The organism is Spirosoma jeollabukense (assembly GCF_054777855.1).
Genome location: NZ_BAAHAD010000007.1, coordinates 283,521 through 299,564, shown reverse-complemented (window position 1 = coordinate 299,564; position 16,044 = coordinate 283,521). Strand labels below are relative to the sequence as shown.

The 16,044-nt window shown below is 49.6% G+C and carries 13 protein-coding genes; 8 read left to right on the top strand and 5 right to left on the bottom strand.

Annotation, left to right across the window (positions count from 1 at the left end):
• The first annotated feature begins 97 nt into the window (after positions 1-97).
• Positions 98-718, top strand: a complete 621-nt coding sequence (locus tag ACYVEA_RS23990) for an ABC transporter ATP-binding protein (RefSeq protein WP_461116005.1) — start codon at positions 98-100, stop codon at positions 716-718.
• 77 nt (positions 719-795) lie between these two features.
• Here the strand turns inward: ACYVEA_RS23990 and ACYVEA_RS23985 are convergent, their stop codons facing one another.
• From ACYVEA_RS23985 to ACYVEA_RS23970, 4 genes are all read right to left on the bottom strand, one after another.
• On the bottom strand, positions 796-2,355 hold the full coding sequence (locus tag ACYVEA_RS23985) for an aldehyde dehydrogenase (NADP(+)) (protein ID WP_461115961.1): 1,560 nt from the start codon (positions 2,353-2,355) through the stop codon (positions 796-798).
• Positions 2,356-2,422: 67 nt separating this feature from the next.
• Positions 2,423-3,670 carry an NAD(P)/FAD-dependent oxidoreductase gene (locus ACYVEA_RS23980; protein WP_461115960.1) on the bottom strand — a complete coding sequence of 416 codons (1,248 nt, stop codon included), beginning with the start codon at positions 3,668-3,670 and terminating at the stop codon, positions 2,423-2,425.
• Positions 3,667-4,671: a 4-hydroxyproline epimerase gene (locus ACYVEA_RS23975; RefSeq protein WP_461115959.1), complete on the bottom strand. Its 1,005-nt coding sequence runs from the start codon at positions 4,669-4,671 to the stop codon at positions 3,667-3,669. Before ACYVEA_RS23975 ends, ACYVEA_RS23980 begins: the two co-directional genes overlap by 4 nt.
• A 33-nt stretch (positions 4,672-4,704) precedes the next feature.
• Entirely contained in the window at positions 4,705-5,634 is a 930-nt protein-coding gene (locus ACYVEA_RS23970) for a dihydrodipicolinate synthase family protein (protein ID WP_461115958.1), read from the bottom strand.
• A gap of 138 nt (positions 5,635-5,772) precedes the next feature.
• Between ACYVEA_RS23970 and ACYVEA_RS23965 the strand changes: the two genes are divergently transcribed.
• The 3 genes from ACYVEA_RS23965 (at position 5,773) to ACYVEA_RS23955 (ending at position 7,955) form a co-directional block, all read left to right on the top strand.
• Positions 5,773-6,639 carry a helix-turn-helix domain-containing protein gene (locus tag ACYVEA_RS23965; RefSeq protein WP_461115957.1) on the top strand — a complete coding sequence of 289 codons (867 nt, stop codon included), beginning with the start codon at positions 5,773-5,775 and terminating at the stop codon, positions 6,637-6,639.
• Positions 6,640-6,781: 142 nt separating this feature from the next.
• Complete coding sequence (locus ACYVEA_RS23960; protein WP_093826002.1) at positions 6,782-7,492, top strand: MotA/TolQ/ExbB proton channel family protein; 711 nt, start codon at positions 6,782-6,784, stop codon at positions 7,490-7,492.
• Between the two features lie 70 nt (positions 7,493-7,562).
• A complete protein-coding gene (locus tag ACYVEA_RS23955) occupies positions 7,563-7,955 on the top strand; it encodes an ExbD/TolR family protein (RefSeq protein WP_093826004.1) in 393 nt (130 codons plus the stop codon).
• Positions 7,956-8,164: 209 nt separating this feature from the next.
• Here the strand turns inward: ACYVEA_RS23955 and ACYVEA_RS23950 are convergent, their stop codons facing one another.
• Positions 8,165-10,732 (bottom strand): TonB-dependent receptor, encoded by a 2,568-nt coding sequence (locus tag ACYVEA_RS23950; protein WP_461115956.1) that lies wholly within the window; start codon positions 10,730-10,732, stop codon positions 8,165-8,167.
• 289 nt (positions 10,733-11,021) lie between these two features.
• Here ACYVEA_RS23950 and ACYVEA_RS23945 point away from each other — a divergent pair, with 289 nt between their 5' ends.
• From ACYVEA_RS23945 to nuoL, 4 genes are all read left to right on the top strand, one after another.
• A complete protein-coding gene (locus ACYVEA_RS23945; RefSeq protein ID WP_461115955.1) occupies positions 11,022-12,602 on the top strand; it encodes an FAD-dependent oxidoreductase in 1,581 nt (526 codons plus the stop codon).
• Positions 12,603-12,658: 56 nt separating this feature from the next.
• Complete coding sequence (locus ACYVEA_RS23940) at positions 12,659-13,486, top strand: exonuclease domain-containing protein (RefSeq protein ID WP_461115954.1); 828 nt, start codon at positions 12,659-12,661, stop codon at positions 13,484-13,486.
• A 189-nt stretch (positions 13,487-13,675) separates the two neighbouring features.
• Positions 13,676-14,020 (top strand): NADH-quinone oxidoreductase subunit NuoK, encoded by a 345-nt coding sequence (gene nuoK / locus ACYVEA_RS23935; RefSeq protein ID WP_020597411.1) that lies wholly within the window; start codon positions 13,676-13,678, stop codon positions 14,018-14,020.
• 83 nt (positions 14,021-14,103) lie between these two features.
• On the top strand, positions 14,104-16,020 hold the full coding sequence (gene nuoL / locus ACYVEA_RS23930) for an NADH-quinone oxidoreductase subunit L (protein ID WP_461115953.1): 1,917 nt from the start codon (positions 14,104-14,106) through the stop codon (positions 16,018-16,020).
• The last annotated feature ends 24 nt before the right edge of the window (positions 16,021-16,044 follow it).

Below are 16,044 nucleotides of genomic sequence, written 5' to 3'. Positions count from 1 at the left end.
GAGTAATAGATGATGCTTATCCGTGGCCTGTGTCCCCACAGGCCATTTGTTTTATTGGCAGGTTAGTGGGGATACCGGCCACGGTGATGGACGTGCGATGCTGACGATCAACTGCGAACAAATTGGCAAGAAATATCGGAAGGAATGGATTTTTCGGCGCGTGAATTTAGTCCTCACAGCCGGGACGAGTTACACGTTTGTGGGACCGAATGGCAGTGGTAAATCTACCTTGTTGCAGTTGATTGCCGGAAGTTTGCCCACTACAGAAGGTAAGCTGACGTATAACGTATCGGGTAAAGACCTTGAGCCAGATGACTGGTTCCGGCAGGTTAGCATTGCAGCCCCTTATCTTGAATTGATTGAAGAGCTGACGCTGGATGAATTGCTGATATTTCACCAGACCTTCAAACCCTTCAAAGCGAATTTGACGCCCGAAATCATGGCTGACCGTTTGTTATTAAGCCACGCCCGGCACAAGGAAATCAAGTATTTTTCATCGGGCATGAAGCAGCGGGTTAAGCTTGGTTTAGCGTTTTTCTCTACTTCTCCAGTCGTTATCCTCGACGAACCAACGGCCAATCTGGACCGGCAGGGAGCCGCCTGGTACCACGAACAGGTCCGTCAACTCGCCCCAGACCAACTTCTGCTGATCGGTTCAAACCAGCCTGAGGAATACGACTTCTGCCCGAACGTACTGGATGTAATTCAGTGGAAGTGAAGATTGCTGGTTTCTTAAATTTATGCAGATGGAACTTCCCGAAAGTTTAGAACTTTCGGGAAGTTGTTGACCAATAATTAATTCGTCCACTTGCCATCGACTAAGCGCCAGATGTGCAAGGGATTAGCAGCTTTGAGTTCATCTGGAAGCAACGCATCCGGAAAGTTCTGATAGCAAACGGGGCGGGCAAATCGTAGAATAGCGTTGGTGCCAACTGACGTAGAGCGCGAATCAGTTGTGGCCGGATAGGGACCACCGTGCTGCATCGCATGGCTCACTTCAACGCCCGTTGGGAAGCCGTTGATGAGCAGGCGGCCTACTTTCTGCTCTAAAATTTCGAGAAGATCAGCGTATTCCAGCAACTCATCATCCGTACCATACACGGTGGCGGTCAGGTGGCCTTCAAGTCCACTCGCGACAGCTAGTAATTGCTCACGGCTACCCGCTTCAACAATTACGCTGCTTGGGCCAAAAACTTCTTCGGCCAGGGCCGGATTAGCGACTAAGGCGTCAGCGGTGGTTTTTAGTAGGGTTGGCGTCCCATGAGCAAAGCTTTCAACAGCTGTGGCCTGTGCCAGTACGTTGACGCCCTCGGTTCCGCTTAACTTACCGATTCCTTCCGTAAACGCTCGCTGAATGCCTTGTGTTAACATAGCCGCAGGCTGACTTTTCGTAATCGTATTACCTGCTTCCTGCAAAAACGTATCCGCTTCGGGCGATTGCTGTATGACGGCGAGACCTGGATTTGTACAAAATTGACCAACGCCCAACGTAACGGAACCAACGTAGCTTTGCGCCAGTATACTGCCTTTTTCCTGAAGTATTTTCGGTAGAAAGAAAACAGGGTTGGTACTTCCCATTTCGGCATACACCGGAATTGGTTCTGGACGGCGGGCGGCTGCATCAAATAGGGATTTCCCCCCTCGAAATGAGCCAGTAAAGCCAATGGCCTTAATAGCCGGATGGTTCACAATCGCCATGCCCACTGCTACAGTATGTCCCTGCACGATTGAGAACGTACCAGCGGGCATACCGCAGATTGTAACGGCCCGACTGATAGCCTCGCCCACTAATTTTGACGTACCGGGATGGGCTGGATGGCCTTTCACCACAACCGGACAACCAGCGGCCAGCGCCGAAGCCGTATCGCCCCCGGCTACGGAAAATGCCAGCGGAAAATTACTCGCGCCAAATACGCCCACTGGTCCTAACGGACGTAGCATCTGCCGTAAATCGGGGCAGGGAAGCGGTTGACGATCGGGGAGGGCAGTGTCGATGCGCGCATCCACCCAGGAACCTTCACGCAGGTAGTCGGCAAATAGACGAAGCTGACCCGTTGTGCGGCCGCGCTCACCCGTTAAGCGGGCTAAGGGTAAACCCGATTCGGCTTGGGCTCGTGTCAATAATTCATCGCCCAGCGCTTCAATTTCGGTAGCGATCTGCTCCAGGAAGTTGGCTTTTTCAGCACCTGATTTTTTGCGGTATTCGCTAAATGCTTTTGCGGCCAGCTCACAGGCTTGCGCTACTTCGTCGGTAGTCGCTTCCTGAAAGAAACCGGGTAAAGCTTCACCTGTAGCGGGGTTGATGCCTTGAAATGAATCGATTGGAGACGTAGTGGTTATGGGTGCGTTAGTCATAACGGGTTAGATACAAATGCAGTAAGAATAAGGCAAAATTAGCCCGATTTACTTATGAAATGCCGCTTTACGCAAATCGATCTGGACTAAAAGCCGAAATATCCATACTCTTTGTCGCGCCATTAATAAGCTCGCTAACCAGTTTGCCCGTTGCCGGGCCCAGACTGAGACCCATCATGCCGTGTCCCGTGGCCAGTACTATGTTATCGAATTTTTCGATACGTCCAATATACGGCAGACCATCTGGTGAACAGGGCCTTAACCCCCGCCAGACGGTGTCAACAACCGGCATCTCGACCGGGATGTCTGGATAATACTGATTGATGGACTGAACGATACCGCGCACCCGGCTCATGTTCACCTTCATATCCGTACCGGCCACTTCAAGGGTACCGGCAAAGCGCAGATCTGATCCCATAGGCGTGGCCGTCGCGCGGGCTTCGAGCATAATGGCGGGCACACGTATGTTGTTCGCTACGTTCCGAAGCATGAAGCTGTACCCTTTCCCGCCCTGCAACGAAAGGTTCAGTCCTACTTGTCGCGCAATAACCGGCGACCAGGCTCCACCCGCCACAACAACCTCATCGATAGGATAATCGCCCCGCGACGTTTGCACGGTTGTAACGCGGGAGCCGGACTTCCCGAAGCCTGTTACAGTGTGATCTTCCAGAATTGTGACGCCTTTCTTTCGTAAAAAGAACAGCAATGAACGTATCAGTTCTCCCGGATTCAAATGGGCATCGCCAGGAAATAGAATACCCCCACGAACATCAACGCGCGTATTCGGCTCCAACTCCTGGACTTGTTGTCCATCAAGCACTTTTGCTTCGATACCAGCACGATTTGCCACATCGGCTTCTTCGACCATTTCGTGTTCGGCTGAAGCCGTTTTGTAGAGCATGAGCAGTCCCCGTTCCTGCCACTCAAATTCCAGATCACCGTTGGCTGCTAGATCCTGATACAGCGTTTTGCTCAGTAAACTCAGGTCGCGCAGCAGCGGAATGGATCGCTCGACGTGTTCGGGTGTCGAATGGCGGTAAAATAACCATCCCCAACGGAGCAAATCAGCATTCAGTCGTGGTTTGACGTAGAACGGACTGGTCGATTTCAGCATCCAGCGCATGCCCTTGGCGATCATACCCGGTTGCGCCAGCGGAATAATATGACTGGGTACGATCATTCCCGCATTCCCGAACGAGCAACCGTCGGCAATGGGCGCCTGATCGAACAACGTAACGCGATGCCCCGCTTTATGCAAATAATACGCCGAGCTAAGCCCGATGATGCCTCCACCTACAATACCGATATGTGTCATATTACCTGAAAACCAAATACGTATGGATCGGCTTCATCCAGAATGATGTGGTTGTAGCCATGAATCCGAGCCCACCCTTCAATGCTCGGCACAATGGCCGGATGACTTGCTAGCTCAGTTTCGGCTTCAATACGTCCATTGAAGATTGAACCGATAATGCTCTCGTGAACGAATACATCACCCGGTTTAAGGCGTCCCTGGGCGTACCATTGGGCCATCCGTGCCGACGTTCCCGTTCCGCAGGGTGATCGATCAATGGCTTTGTCGCCGTAGAAAACGGCATTTCGGGCGGTCGATGTTTCCTGAAGCGGTTTACCTGTCCAGAGAATATGGCTCAGCCCGTTAATTGTCGTATTCTCTGGGTGCACAAACGTGTATTGCTCGTTCATCCGCTGGCGCATAACCCGCGCCCAGGCAATGAGTTGTTCGGCTTTATAGTGTTCTAGCCCGGGGAAATTAGGTTGTGGGTCAACGATGGCGTAAAAGTTGCCGCCGTAGGCTACATCGACCGTTAACAGACCAAGGTCTGGGCAGTCAACGGTCAAATTTTCAGCGGCCAGATACGACTTGATATTCGTAATCTTCACCGACGTAACTTTCTTACCTTCCTGCACATACTCTGCCCGAACCAGCCCGGCGGGTACTTCAAGCATGAGTACACCCGGCGTTTTGGGCCTAATTAAATTCTGCTCTATAGCGACTGTAACGGTCCCGATGGTACCGTGGCCGCACATGGGCAGACAGCCCGATGTTTCGATAAACAGTACACCCGCGTCGTTGGCCGGATCAGTGGGTGGATACAGAATACTTCCCGACATCATATCGTGGCCTCGTGGCTCAAACATCAGCCCCCTCCGAATCCAGTCGTAATCGCGCAGAAAGTGCTGCCGCTTCTCGCTCATGCTTTCGCCCTGCAAAAACGGGATGCTGCCGCCCGTAAGGACCCGTACCGGATTGCCACAAGTATGTGCATCGATGCAAAAAAAATGAAATTCGGACATGATGTAGTGCGAGTGGAAACCCGCAAGTAGGGTTTAAAAAGTTCGGCTTTCTACCCGTGTTACGTTAGTCGGCCGCTTTGCCAGTGCCGTTTCGATAACGGTCAAAACCTGCTCCCGTTCGGCACCAATGAGCGGTAGGCGAGGGGCCCGAACGTATTCTGAACCGAGACCCGTTGCAGTAGCTGCCAGTTTGATGTATTGCACCAGTTTCGGATGAATGTCCAGTTCGAGTAATGGCATGAACCAGCGGTAGATTTCCAGCGCTTCGGCCACTTGGCCTGCTTTCGCCAGTTCATAAATGGCAACAGTTTCTGCGGGAAATGCATCGACAAGACCACCTACCCAGCCATAGCAACCCAGCAACAGCGCTTCCAGCGCCAACGTATCGACACCACCCATTAGCTTGAACCGGTCACCAAAGGCGTTACGCATCCGGGTAATGTTGGTCAGATCGCGGGTTGACTCTTTAACGGCTTGGATATTGGGTAACTCGGCCAACTCCTCAAACATGGCTACGGTCGTCATGATTTTGTAGTCGTACGGGTTGTTGTAAATCATGATCGGCAGCGACGTTTCCTGGGCCACTGCCTTGAAGAACGTAACGGTTTCTCGGGCATCAGCGGGGTAGCGCATGGGCGGCAGCAACATCAACCCGTCAGCCCCTTTGCTTTCCGCTTCGTGCGCGCGGGCAATCGCCTGTTTGGTTGCCTGTTCGGCAATGTTTATCAGCACTGGTACGCTCCCGTCGCAAACGGCCAAACCCGATTTGAGCAGATCAATTTTTTCCTCATTTGACAGCGTGCTGGCTTCGCCCAACGAGCCGCCAATAATAAATCCGTGGACACCGGCCTCAAGTTGAGCGTGCAGATTTTTTTCAAAAAGTGGCAGATCCAGTTGGTCATCGGCCGTAAACGGAGTCAGGAGCGCGGGGTAAACACCTTCCCACTGTACAGAGACGTTCATACGTAGTAGCTGGTTTGACATTTGTTAGTCAAAGTTCAGTATTCTGTGCAAAAAGACATAGCTTGCAATTCGTCGGTTATGATACTATTTTCACTATATTGAGAATATTAATGGATAAATAGCGTCAAATCCATACCAATGAAGCCTTTATTGTTCAAAGTCCCTACGGTTGATGACCGATCATTTCGGGTGGAACAGGACGACTTGCCACATTTCTATGGCCAGTTGCACTTCCACCCCGAAATTCAGCTGACGCTGATTCTGGAAGGGGAGGGAACGCTGATTGCGGGTGACCGGATTGATCGCTTTAGCCGGTATGATATTTTAGTATTAGGAGCTAATCTGCCGCATGTACTGCGGAGCGATCCTGATTATTTTCAACCCGATTCAACCCGACGCTCAACGTCGGTTTCTGTGCTGTTCCGTCCAGAACAGGTGGAGACGAATGTGCTGGACCTACCCGAAACGCGGCATTTAAACCAGCTCTTGCAGGAGGCCCGGCATGGGGTCCGGCTCCGGTGTCGGGAGGGCAATCCCCTGGCAACTCAACTGGAAGTATTGCCTAGCCTGCGCCCGTTCGAGCAGTTTTTAAGTCTGTTGAGTATTCTGGACAAGCTGACTACCAGCCCAGATCGCGAGGTGCTTTCCGTAACGGCCTACGAGCAGCCTCGTCGTTTCGACGATCACCGGCGGCTGGAACAGGTGTTTTCGTTTATTTTTCAGCACTATGCAGCGCCCATCTCGCTGGATGATGTTGCGAACGTAGCGAATTTAACGCCGGGGGCTTTCTGTCGTTTTTTTCGGCAACACACCCGGAAAACATTTTCGCACCTGCTCAACGAAGTACGGATCGAACATGCCTGTCGGCACCTGCGCGAATCGAAGCAAACCATTAGCCAAATTGCCTTCAATTGCGGTTATACTAACCTATCGAATTTCAACCGTCAGTTTAAAGAGATTACCGGCATGCCGCCGAGGGAATACATTCAACGGTATCACATGTAGGCCGTTCGCGGGCATTGGCTAATTTTATCTGTCGATTTCAAGATGCTTCCTTATCTTTGACAACAATATCCGACGAAACCAACTCGTTTGTTTTCATAACGACCACTGGTCTCAAACTCATCTATTTACCCGACTCGTTCGTATGCTATTGCTTCAGGTTCCGGCCGTCGACACCGCGGCCGCATCATTATCAGCCACGGCAGCTGCTCAACCCCAAAGTCTGCAATTGTTTGATTTGGTAGCCAAAGGCGGTTGGGTCATGATTCCCATCGCATTCCTGTTTTTCTCTGCCCTCTACCTGATTTTTGAGCGGTTTTTTGTGATCCGTTCCCAAACTAAATCGGATGCCAATTTCATTGACAACATTCGTGATCTGGTGGCGCAGGGGAATATTAAATCGGCAGAGTCATTTGCTAAAAACCAACGTACTGCCATGGGTCGGGTGTTCGAGAAAGCCATTGGCCGGATTGGATCGCCCATTCGGGAAATTGAAGGCACGGTCGAAACGGTTGGCCAGATTGAACTGTCTCGTCTGGAACGTAATATGGGCTATCTGGGCATTATTGCCGGTATCGCTCCCATGATGGGTTTCATCGGGACTATTTCTGGGATTATCCGTATTTTCTACGACATTTCTCTTTCAGACAACATCAGCGTCGGGATTATTGCCGGTGGTCTATACGAGAAAATGATTACGTCGGGAGCTGGTCTGATTGTGGGGGTTATTGCCTACACAGGCTATCACCTGCTGAACATGATGATCGAGCGCTTTACGCTGACGCTTGAAATGAATGCGTTCGAGTTTATCGAAGTCCTTCAGAAACCCACCGCCGAACCGGCCCGGATGCGGTAAAAAAAGTCATCAGTTGAAGTCGTTAGTCAGTAGTATAAGACTAGCGACTAATCACTAACGACTACTATTTATGAAACTCAGACGAAAAACTAAGTTTGCTGCCGAAGTCGCGACGTCCTCGCTGAACGACATCATGTTTTTTTTGCTGTTGTTCTTCCTGATCATTTCGACAGTGGCTAACCCGAACGTCATTAAACTGATGCTTCCCAAAGCCGCGTCGACGCAGCAGTTGAGCAAAAAGCAGGTGACGCTGTCGGTAGACGAGAACAAACAATATTTTATCGATAAGAAGCCGGTTGATCCTGCGAATCTGGAGACCGAGCTTAAAACGATGATGGCGGGCATTGCTGAACCCACAGTTGTGGTGCGTTTCGACAAAACCCTAACCGTTCAGGACTTAGTAGATGTATTACAAACCGGCGCCAAGCTGAATATTAAAATGGTGATGGCGACGTCGAAGTAGGACTGCGCTGGCAGCCCGGCAGAATTTGATTGATTTATATGATTTTGAGCCGATGCGATAATTGCGTCGGCTTTTTCTTTTTGTAGTACGCCGGGTTTCAACCCGGTGTTGTTCACAGAGCAACACAAATGCCCATTCACTATGTCAACTGTCGACATAACGAATGGGCATTTTTGATTGTCTAGCCTGACAATCTTTCACGTCTTAGTCTAAAACCGGAAGTTCAGTTTGCCGAACCAATACGCACCGTTGATACCCATTTGAACGGGGTCCCAGGCACCACCCGACTCAGTGAGGTCGGCGCGGTGCATATCGGGATATACGTTCAAAATGTTCGACCCACCAATCGACAAACCGACCTGTGGCGTAAAGCGATACGAGATCGATAAATCAGTAGTGACTTTAGGTTTGTATATGTCAAGGTTATTCGGCTCGTAGCTCCAGTTTGCCAGTTTCACTTCGCCAAAACGCACGAAACGTAGCAGGAAAGCCCATTTGTTGATGCTGTAGTCAATCGTTAGGTTCATCTTGGATGGCGGAGCCGACGCTTTCACGAAGTAGTACTCGCGCAGATCGAAGTAAAGGTCTTTATAAGGCTTCAATTTAGCATTCGTGTTGACGCTGATTGTATCTAACGAATTGAAATTTATGCCCAGCGATGTATTTAAACGGCCATTGCCTAGCTGCGTATGGTGTGCTAAAACGATGTCGATACCGCGTGTCCGGGTTGAAATAGCGTTTGTGAAAAATTGTACCCGGCTCACATTCAATGCCTGCAAGGCGTCAGAAATAGCCGGTAAATTATCACTGAACTGCCCTGTCAAGACAATCCGATCCTTAATGCGAACGTAATACGCATCGACTGTTAATGAAAAACCACTCCCTAACTGACTCGTGAAGCCCAAACTGGCATTAAGCGAGGTTTCCTGCTTAAGGGGCGGAACGCCCAACGCCTGCGTAATGGCACTGCCGCTCTGCGCGATCTGCACCTGTACCGCCTGACCGCCGACGAAGTTGGTAATAGTTGAGTTGAAATAGGTCTGCGCCAGCGACGGAGCCCGGAAGCCTGTGCTCAATGTACCACGTAGCATAAACGCGGGACTGACTGTAAAGCGACTCGATAATTTTCCATTCAACGTACTACCGAAATCGCTGTAGTTTTCGTAGCGTGCAGCCGCGCCAATCATAAAGGCTTTCGTGATATCGACTTCGCCGTCGACATAAATGCCAAGATTGGTCCGACTTTTATTCAGTTCGTTACTTGGTTGAAAACCAGGAAATCCTTGTGAACCAGCGGCTTTTGTAATGTCGTATGCTTTATACGACGCTTCTTCACCCGCAAAAATTTTGTAGTCCTCATACCGGAATTCTGACCCGAAAGCGATGTTCAGCCCTTGCAGCGTATTCTTGTAAAAGCGAGTGAAGTGCAAACCCGTTACGTTCTGTTGTAACTGAAAACCACCTGCCTTGAACTCACGGGGTGAAGCGGGACCCATTGATGCATTGAGCGTATTCTTAACGCCATAATCGAAACGATTCGACCCGAAAATATTACCAAAGTCTACGTTCCAGCCACGGAAATTAGTACGTACCCCAGCCGCGAAGGTGCCATCAAGGATCTTGCTGGTAATGATTGGATCGAACCCATCAGGATAAATAGAGGGAATATTCCGGTCGCTGTCGGCGGCACGCGTCCAGGCATAGGCATCGCCTTTGCGTGCGTTGATGCCTCCGAAGGCATAAATGTGTGTATTGGTCGTGAGCGGAATTTGGGCGTTGGCATAGAGCGATGAGTTCGTAATTTTCGAATCACCGTACTGACGCCGTTGAAGCGTTGAGTCGATACCGGGCGTGTTGGCGCGGTTTGTATGATCGCGCTGGTTATAATCGCCTGTTACGTTGAGAAAGCCGGTTTTGCCAATGCGCCAGCCGTAGTTGGCATTCACATTGAGATTGCCGCCATCAAATTTCTGATTATCGAAACGGTATTTGGCCTGATAAGCCCCGTAGTTGACATTGGCCGTCAGTTGATTTGTACTCGTTTTTAGAACAATATTAATAACTCCGGCAATGGCATCGGAACCATACTGAGCCGCAGCGCCATCGCGCAGAATTTCGATACGTTCGATCGCTGCCGCTGGAATCGTGTTCAGGTCAGTTCCCGTGTTGCCTCGGCCGCGTGTGCCAAACAACGTAACCAACGACGACTGGTGCTGGCGTTTGCCATTGATTAATACCAGCGTTTGGTCGGGGCCAAGCCCGCGCAGGGAAGCCGGGTCTACGTGGTCGGCACCATCGGAGCCGGTTTGCCGGTTGGAGTTGAAGGATGGGGCCACAAATTGTAGCAACTGGTTTACGTCCAACTGGCCCGTTTTTGAGGTTACCTGCCGTACATCAATGATATCAATGGGCGCGGGCGAATCGGTGACGGAGCGGTTCAAGTTGCGCGAACCTACTACCATTACTTCACTAAGGCTGGTCTGCGTGGGCTTGAGAGCCAGATTTACGTTCGTTGTTCCAGAAGCTTCAACGGTAACTGCCTGGTCGAGAGGCTCGAAACCTATTGAACTGATACGTAACGTATACGGTCCCGGTGCTAGCTTCAGTGAAAAATCACCTTCACCATTCGTCGTTGTGCCAAGTTGCTGGCCAACAACGACAATGGTTGCGCCCGGTAATGGACTTTTAGTTGATTCGTCGGTAACACGACCACGTATATTCTGTGCAAAAGCTGTTGCCGACAACAGGCAACAGACAGCTAAAACATTGGTATTCATTCAGGGAAAACTATAGGGATGAAAATTAGATAAAGCGTATTAAGCTATAGACGGAAAATTAAAAAGCGCGTTACTATTTGATATAACGAAAGGTTGCAAACAGTAGGATGTTCTGTGATTGCTGATTTAGGGATGACAAAAGTAATGCTTGTCCCCCTTATAAACAGTAAATTAATTGTAAGAAAGATAAAAAAGCCTTTCTCGTTACGTCTGCCTGTGGGTTAGTATGACTTTGTTATAAATCAATCTAATGGACTTCATAGTTTATAACAAAAAACTGCAATCCATCATGTTAGCTGACTACACTGAAGCCGCTGTTTGCCATGTTAATGATCTTGTTGATGGTGAATTGAAAGAAGTTCGCGTGGGCGATACGGATGTATTACTGGCCCGTGCCGACGGCCAATACTATGCACTTTATCCCAAATGCTCTCATTATCAGGGCCCTTTGGCCAAAGGCTTGCTCAATGGCCATCGGCTCGTTTGCCCCTGGCACAATGCCTGTTTCGATATTCGGGACGGGCATCGGCTGGAAGCGCCGGCGCTCAATGGATTACCTACGCATGAGGTGCGCATCGAAGGGGATCAGGTGTTTGTACGCCTGACGACGGACAAAGAAAGCCTGGAGAATCCAATGGTCGCACTCGATGAAGCCAATCCGGAAACGTATGTTATTGTAGGCGGTGGAGGAGCTGGGGCTTTTGCGGCTGAGGGAATGCGTGAAGGTGGTTTTACGGGCAAAATAGTGATGCTTACCGAAAGCCAGGAAGGCCCTTACGACCGGCCAAACTGTTCGAAAGACTATCTTCAGGGTAAAGCGCCTGATGAATGGATGCCACTACGTACGGAAGAATTTTATCAGGATTATGGTATCGAAATCCGCACAAATCAGCATGTAACGTCGCTTGATCCGACGACAAAACGGATTGAGTTGGATTCCGGTGAAACGCTCACGTATGATAAGGCGCTTGTCTGTTCGGGAGGAAAACCGAATTCGCTGCCCGGGTTGGAAACTGGCCTCAAAGGCGTGTATGTACTTCGCAGTCTGCACGATAGCCAGACGTTGCGCGACTTGGGGCAACAGGGCAAGCGTGTGGTGATTATCGGCAGTTCGTTTATAGGCCTGGAAGGGGCGATGAGTTTACAGAAGCTCGGTAGCGACGTAGACGTAGTGGGTTTGGAAAATACGCCTTTTGAGAAAATGCTGGGTGAAAAAATTGGTCGGGTTGTGCAGGGCTGGCATGAAAAGGAAGGCATCCGGTTTCACTTAGGCCGTAAAGTTGATCATCTGGAGGGTAATGGGGCGGTTAATGCCGTCATACTCGACAATGGTGAACGGCTCTCCGCCGATTTTGTCTTACTGGGGTTAGGCGTTAAGCCACGTACTGACTTTTTGAAAGACGTTACGTTCGAAAAAGATGGTGGCGTTAAAACAGATGCACATTTGCAGATTTTCAATGATTTGTACGCAGCTGGAGATATTGCGCATTACCCTGTAGCTGACGGATCGCAACGTATCGAACACTGGAAAGTGGCAGGTCAACAGGGCCACGTAGCGGGTTCAAACATGGCGGGGAAGGAGGAACTATATGAAATGGCGCCTTTTTTCTGGACCAATCAGCAGGGCAAGCGTATCAATTATGTTGGTCACGCCACACAGATTGACGATATTATCTATGACGGTGATCCCGAAAAAGATGATGCCTTTCTCGCACTTTATATTCAGAATGGGCAGATAAGAGCGGCAGCCGGACTTAAACGCGATCAGGATATAATTGCCATTAGGGAACTGATGCAGGCAGACCGTATGCCACTTCCCGACGCTGTCCGGCAGGGGGTAAAGTGGGTAGAGGTACTGAAAAAAGCCTGATTCCGGCGAAACGTGTTTACATTTGCAGCCAAACCGTGCGAAATCCTGGTTTGGTTATGACGCATCAACTTATACTCAAGAAACCGCTCGCTTTTTTCGACCTCGAAACGACGGGAATAAATATCGCCAAAGACCGCATTATTGATATATGTATCATTAAAGCGTTGCCCGGCGGGGAGGTCGTTAGCAAAACACAGCGTGTTCATCCCGGCATGCCGATTCCGCTGGAGTCGAGCATGATTCATGGCATCTATGACGATGACGTGAAAGATGCCCCTCCCTTCAAATCGGTCGCCCGGACATTGTCGCAGTTTCTCGATGGCTGCGATCTGGCGGGTTTCAATTGCAACCGTTTCGACGTACCGCTGCTGGTCGAAGAGTTTTTGCGGGCTAACGTGGACTTTGACATGAAAAATCGGCGACTGGTAGATGCGCAACGAATTTTTCACCTGATGGAACCCCGAAATCTGTCGGCCGCTTACCGCTTTTACTGCAACAAAGAATTGATTGGCGCACACGGTGCCGAAGCCGATACCATTGCTACCCTCGAAGTGCTTGATGCTCAGGTACAGCGTTATATGGGTATGGTTGCCAAAGCCGATAGTGGTCAGGAAGTTGTTTTCGATAATGATATCGACATGCTACACAGCCTGACCGCCAACAAAAATGTTGACCTTGCCGGCCGAATGATTATCAACGACAAAGGTGAAGAGGTCTTTAACTTTGGAAAACATAAAGGCTCACCGGTACTGGATGTATTAAAAAAAGAACCTTCGTTTTACGATTGGATACTAAAAGGGGAATTTCCGCTTGATACCAAACGTCGACTAACCGAAATTCGACTGCGTATGTTCAGCAATGGGCTGACTACTACAAAGCGATAATCAACTTATCGTATCAGCCAGTGGACAACCGGCGTTTTGGTACATTTTTGTTCAGTACGTATAATTTAACATTAAAAACAGATTTAGATCGCCTGATATTTCGTCGATCAGCAGGGGAGTCGGAAAACACCTTTCCTCCAATAGCGAATAATCTTTACCTTTGCGACACTTTCTATTAACCGGCAAGCCATGCAACCCACGCAGGACGTCCTCATTCCGGAAGTCATTCAACAAATACCGCTTACGTATTATCTGATTCTCAGCACCGCACTGTTTGTTATTGGCATTATTGGTGTACTAACCCGACGTAACGCCATTATCATATTCATGTCCATTGAGCTGATGCTGAACGCTGTCAATTTATTGTTGATCGCCTTCTCATCCTATCGTTCCGACTCAGCCGGCCAGGTGTTCGTCTTTTTTATCATGGCCGTTGCTGCCGCTGAAGTATCAGTTGGCTTGGCTATTATTGTCATGATTTACCGGAATACCCGCTCCATTGACGTGGGCTTACTTAACAAATTGAAATGGTAAAAATTAGTCGTAAGTCTGTAAGTCGTAAGTCGTAAGTGACTAACGCAGGGTTTTCTTACGACTTACGACTAATACCTATTTTTATGAAAATAGAATTACTCTGTGCGTTAATTCCACTCTTTCCGCTGATTGGCTTTCTTATTAACGGCCTTGGCTTTCGCCGGGTACCCAAGGGTCTGGCCGGAACTATCGCGACGGCGGCTGTATTGGCTTCGTTTCTGCTATCAATAATTCTGTTCAGATCTTTTGTCAGTACTGAGCAAGCGCAACCCATCGTAGCGACGCTTTTCGACTGGATTAGTGTGGGTGATCTGCATATCAATTTCTCCTTCCAGATCGACCAGTTATCGTTGTTAATGTTGCTGGTCGTAACGGGTGTTGGCTCGCTGATTCATCTCTATAGCATCGGCTATATGAGTCACGATGAAGGTTTCGGCAAGTTCATGTCCTTTCTGAACCTCTTCATATTTTTCATGCTCTTGCTGGTGATGGGGTCAAACTACGTCATCATGTTCATTGGTTGGGAAGGTGTTGGTCTATGCTCCTACCTGCTCATTGGCTTCTGGAACAAGAATATTAGCTACAACAATGCGGCCCGTAAAGCCTTCGTCATGAACCGCATTGGTGACCTGGGTTTTCTGCTGGGTATATTCATGCTGATCAATACGTTCGGTACGGTTGAATATCTGGATATTTTCAAGCAGGCGACAAGTCTGGAAATTGGCGATAAAACGGTGCTGGCGATTACGCTTCTATTGTTCGTTGGAGCGATGGGGAAATCAGCGCAGATTCCATTATATACCTGGCTTCCTGACGCGATGGCTGGTCCCACGCCTGTGTCGGCGCTGATTCACGCAGCTACGATGGTAACGGCTGGTATCTACATGGTCGTTCGCTCGAATGTATTGTATACTTTGTCTCCGCTCACGCTCGAAATTGTTGGAGGAATTGCTATCGCAACGGCGTTGCTGGCGGCTTCCATTGGTCTGCTGCAAAACGACATCAAGAAAGTGCTGGCTTACTCGACGGTCTCGCAGTTGGGCTATATGTTTCTGGGGCTGAGCGCAACGGCTTACACCGCGGGCATGTTCCATGTTATTACCCACGCGTTCTTCAAAGCCCTGTTATTCCTGGGTGCGGGTAGCGTTATCCACGCCATGTCCGACGAGCAGGATATTCGTAAAATGGGTGGCCTGCGGAAAGCGCTACCCATTACGTTCGTTACGTTCCTGATTGGAACAATTGCTATTTCGGGTTTACCACCCTTTGCCGGATTCTTCTCGAAGGATGAAATTCTGGCGCACGTTTTCGAGCACAACAAATTGCTGTGGGCATTGGGTGTTCTGGGTTCCGGCCTGACTTCTTTTTACATGTTCCGCCTGTTATTCCTGACCTTCTTCGGTGAATTCCGGGGAACAGACGAGCAGAAGCATCATCTCCACGAGTCCCCTGGTTCGATGACAATTCCGCTGATTATTCTGGCCATTCTGTCGGCTGTTGGCGGGGCGCTTAATCTGCCAGGTGATGGCTGGCTTGGCCAATTTATGGCTCCTTTGTTCGAAGGATCGCGGCAAGTCAATCCCGAAGCGTTTGCTGAATCGACCATTGAGCACAGCACAGAATATATACTAATGGCCGTTTCGGCGGGTGTTGCTTTGCTGGCACTCATCGTAGCATACGTTATGTACATCAGCCGCCAAGCCGTTCCGGCTCCCGAAACAGACGAACGGTCGTTGCCAGAGCAGGTCATTTACAACAAGTACTACGTAGACGAACTGTACGAAGCAATCATTATCCGACCAATTCGTAGCATGGGTGATGCGCTGTACAGTTTCGGTGAAGGTCTGATTGACGGCGTCGTAAACGGGGTTGCCTGGCTTGTACAGAAAAGTTCGGCACAGTTGCGGCTACTACAAAGTGGGTCTATCGGCTTTTATGTCCTGGCAATGGTGGTCAGCATTGTCGTCATTTTTGCCTTACGCTTTTTCATCCGGTTATAAGGTATATACAACGCGGTAACTTGT

Excerpts from the sequence above, each read along its gene's own strand:
- ACYVEA_RS23990 (WP_461116005.1), top strand. The coding sequence starts at position 98 with ATGCTGACGATCAACTGCGAACAAATTGGCAAGAAATATCGGAAGGAA.
- ACYVEA_RS23985 (WP_461115961.1), bottom strand. The coding sequence starts at position 2,355 with ATGACTAACGCACCCATAACCACTACGTCTCCAATCGATTCATTTCAA.
- ACYVEA_RS23980 (WP_461115960.1), bottom strand. The coding sequence starts at position 3,670 with ATGACACATATCGGTATTGTAGGTGGAGGCATCATCGGGCTTAGCTCG.
- ACYVEA_RS23975 (WP_461115959.1), bottom strand. The coding sequence starts at position 4,671 with ATGTCCGAATTTCATTTTTTTTGCATCGATGCACATACTTGTGGCAAT.
- ACYVEA_RS23970 (WP_461115958.1), bottom strand. The coding sequence starts at position 5,634 with ATGAACGTCTCTGTACAGTGGGAAGGTGTTTACCCCGCGCTCCTGACT.
- ACYVEA_RS23965 (WP_461115957.1), top strand. The coding sequence starts at position 5,773 with ATGAAGCCTTTATTGTTCAAAGTCCCTACGGTTGATGACCGATCATTT.
- ACYVEA_RS23960 (WP_093826002.1), top strand. The coding sequence starts at position 6,782 with ATGCTATTGCTTCAGGTTCCGGCCGTCGACACCGCGGCCGCATCATTA.
- ACYVEA_RS23955 (WP_093826004.1), top strand. The coding sequence starts at position 7,563 with ATGAAACTCAGACGAAAAACTAAGTTTGCTGCCGAAGTCGCGACGTCC.
- ACYVEA_RS23950 (WP_461115956.1), bottom strand. The coding sequence starts at position 10,732 with ATGAATACCAATGTTTTAGCTGTCTGTTGCCTGTTGTCGGCAACAGCT.
- ACYVEA_RS23945 (WP_461115955.1), top strand. The coding sequence starts at position 11,022 with ATGTTAGCTGACTACACTGAAGCCGCTGTTTGCCATGTTAATGATCTT.
- ACYVEA_RS23940 (WP_461115954.1), top strand. The coding sequence starts at position 12,659 with ATGACGCATCAACTTATACTCAAGAAACCGCTCGCTTTTTTCGACCTC.
- nuoK (WP_020597411.1), top strand. The coding sequence starts at position 13,676 with ATGCAACCCACGCAGGACGTCCTCATTCCGGAAGTCATTCAACAAATA.
- nuoL (WP_461115953.1), top strand. The coding sequence starts at position 14,104 with ATGAAAATAGAATTACTCTGTGCGTTAATTCCACTCTTTCCGCTGATT.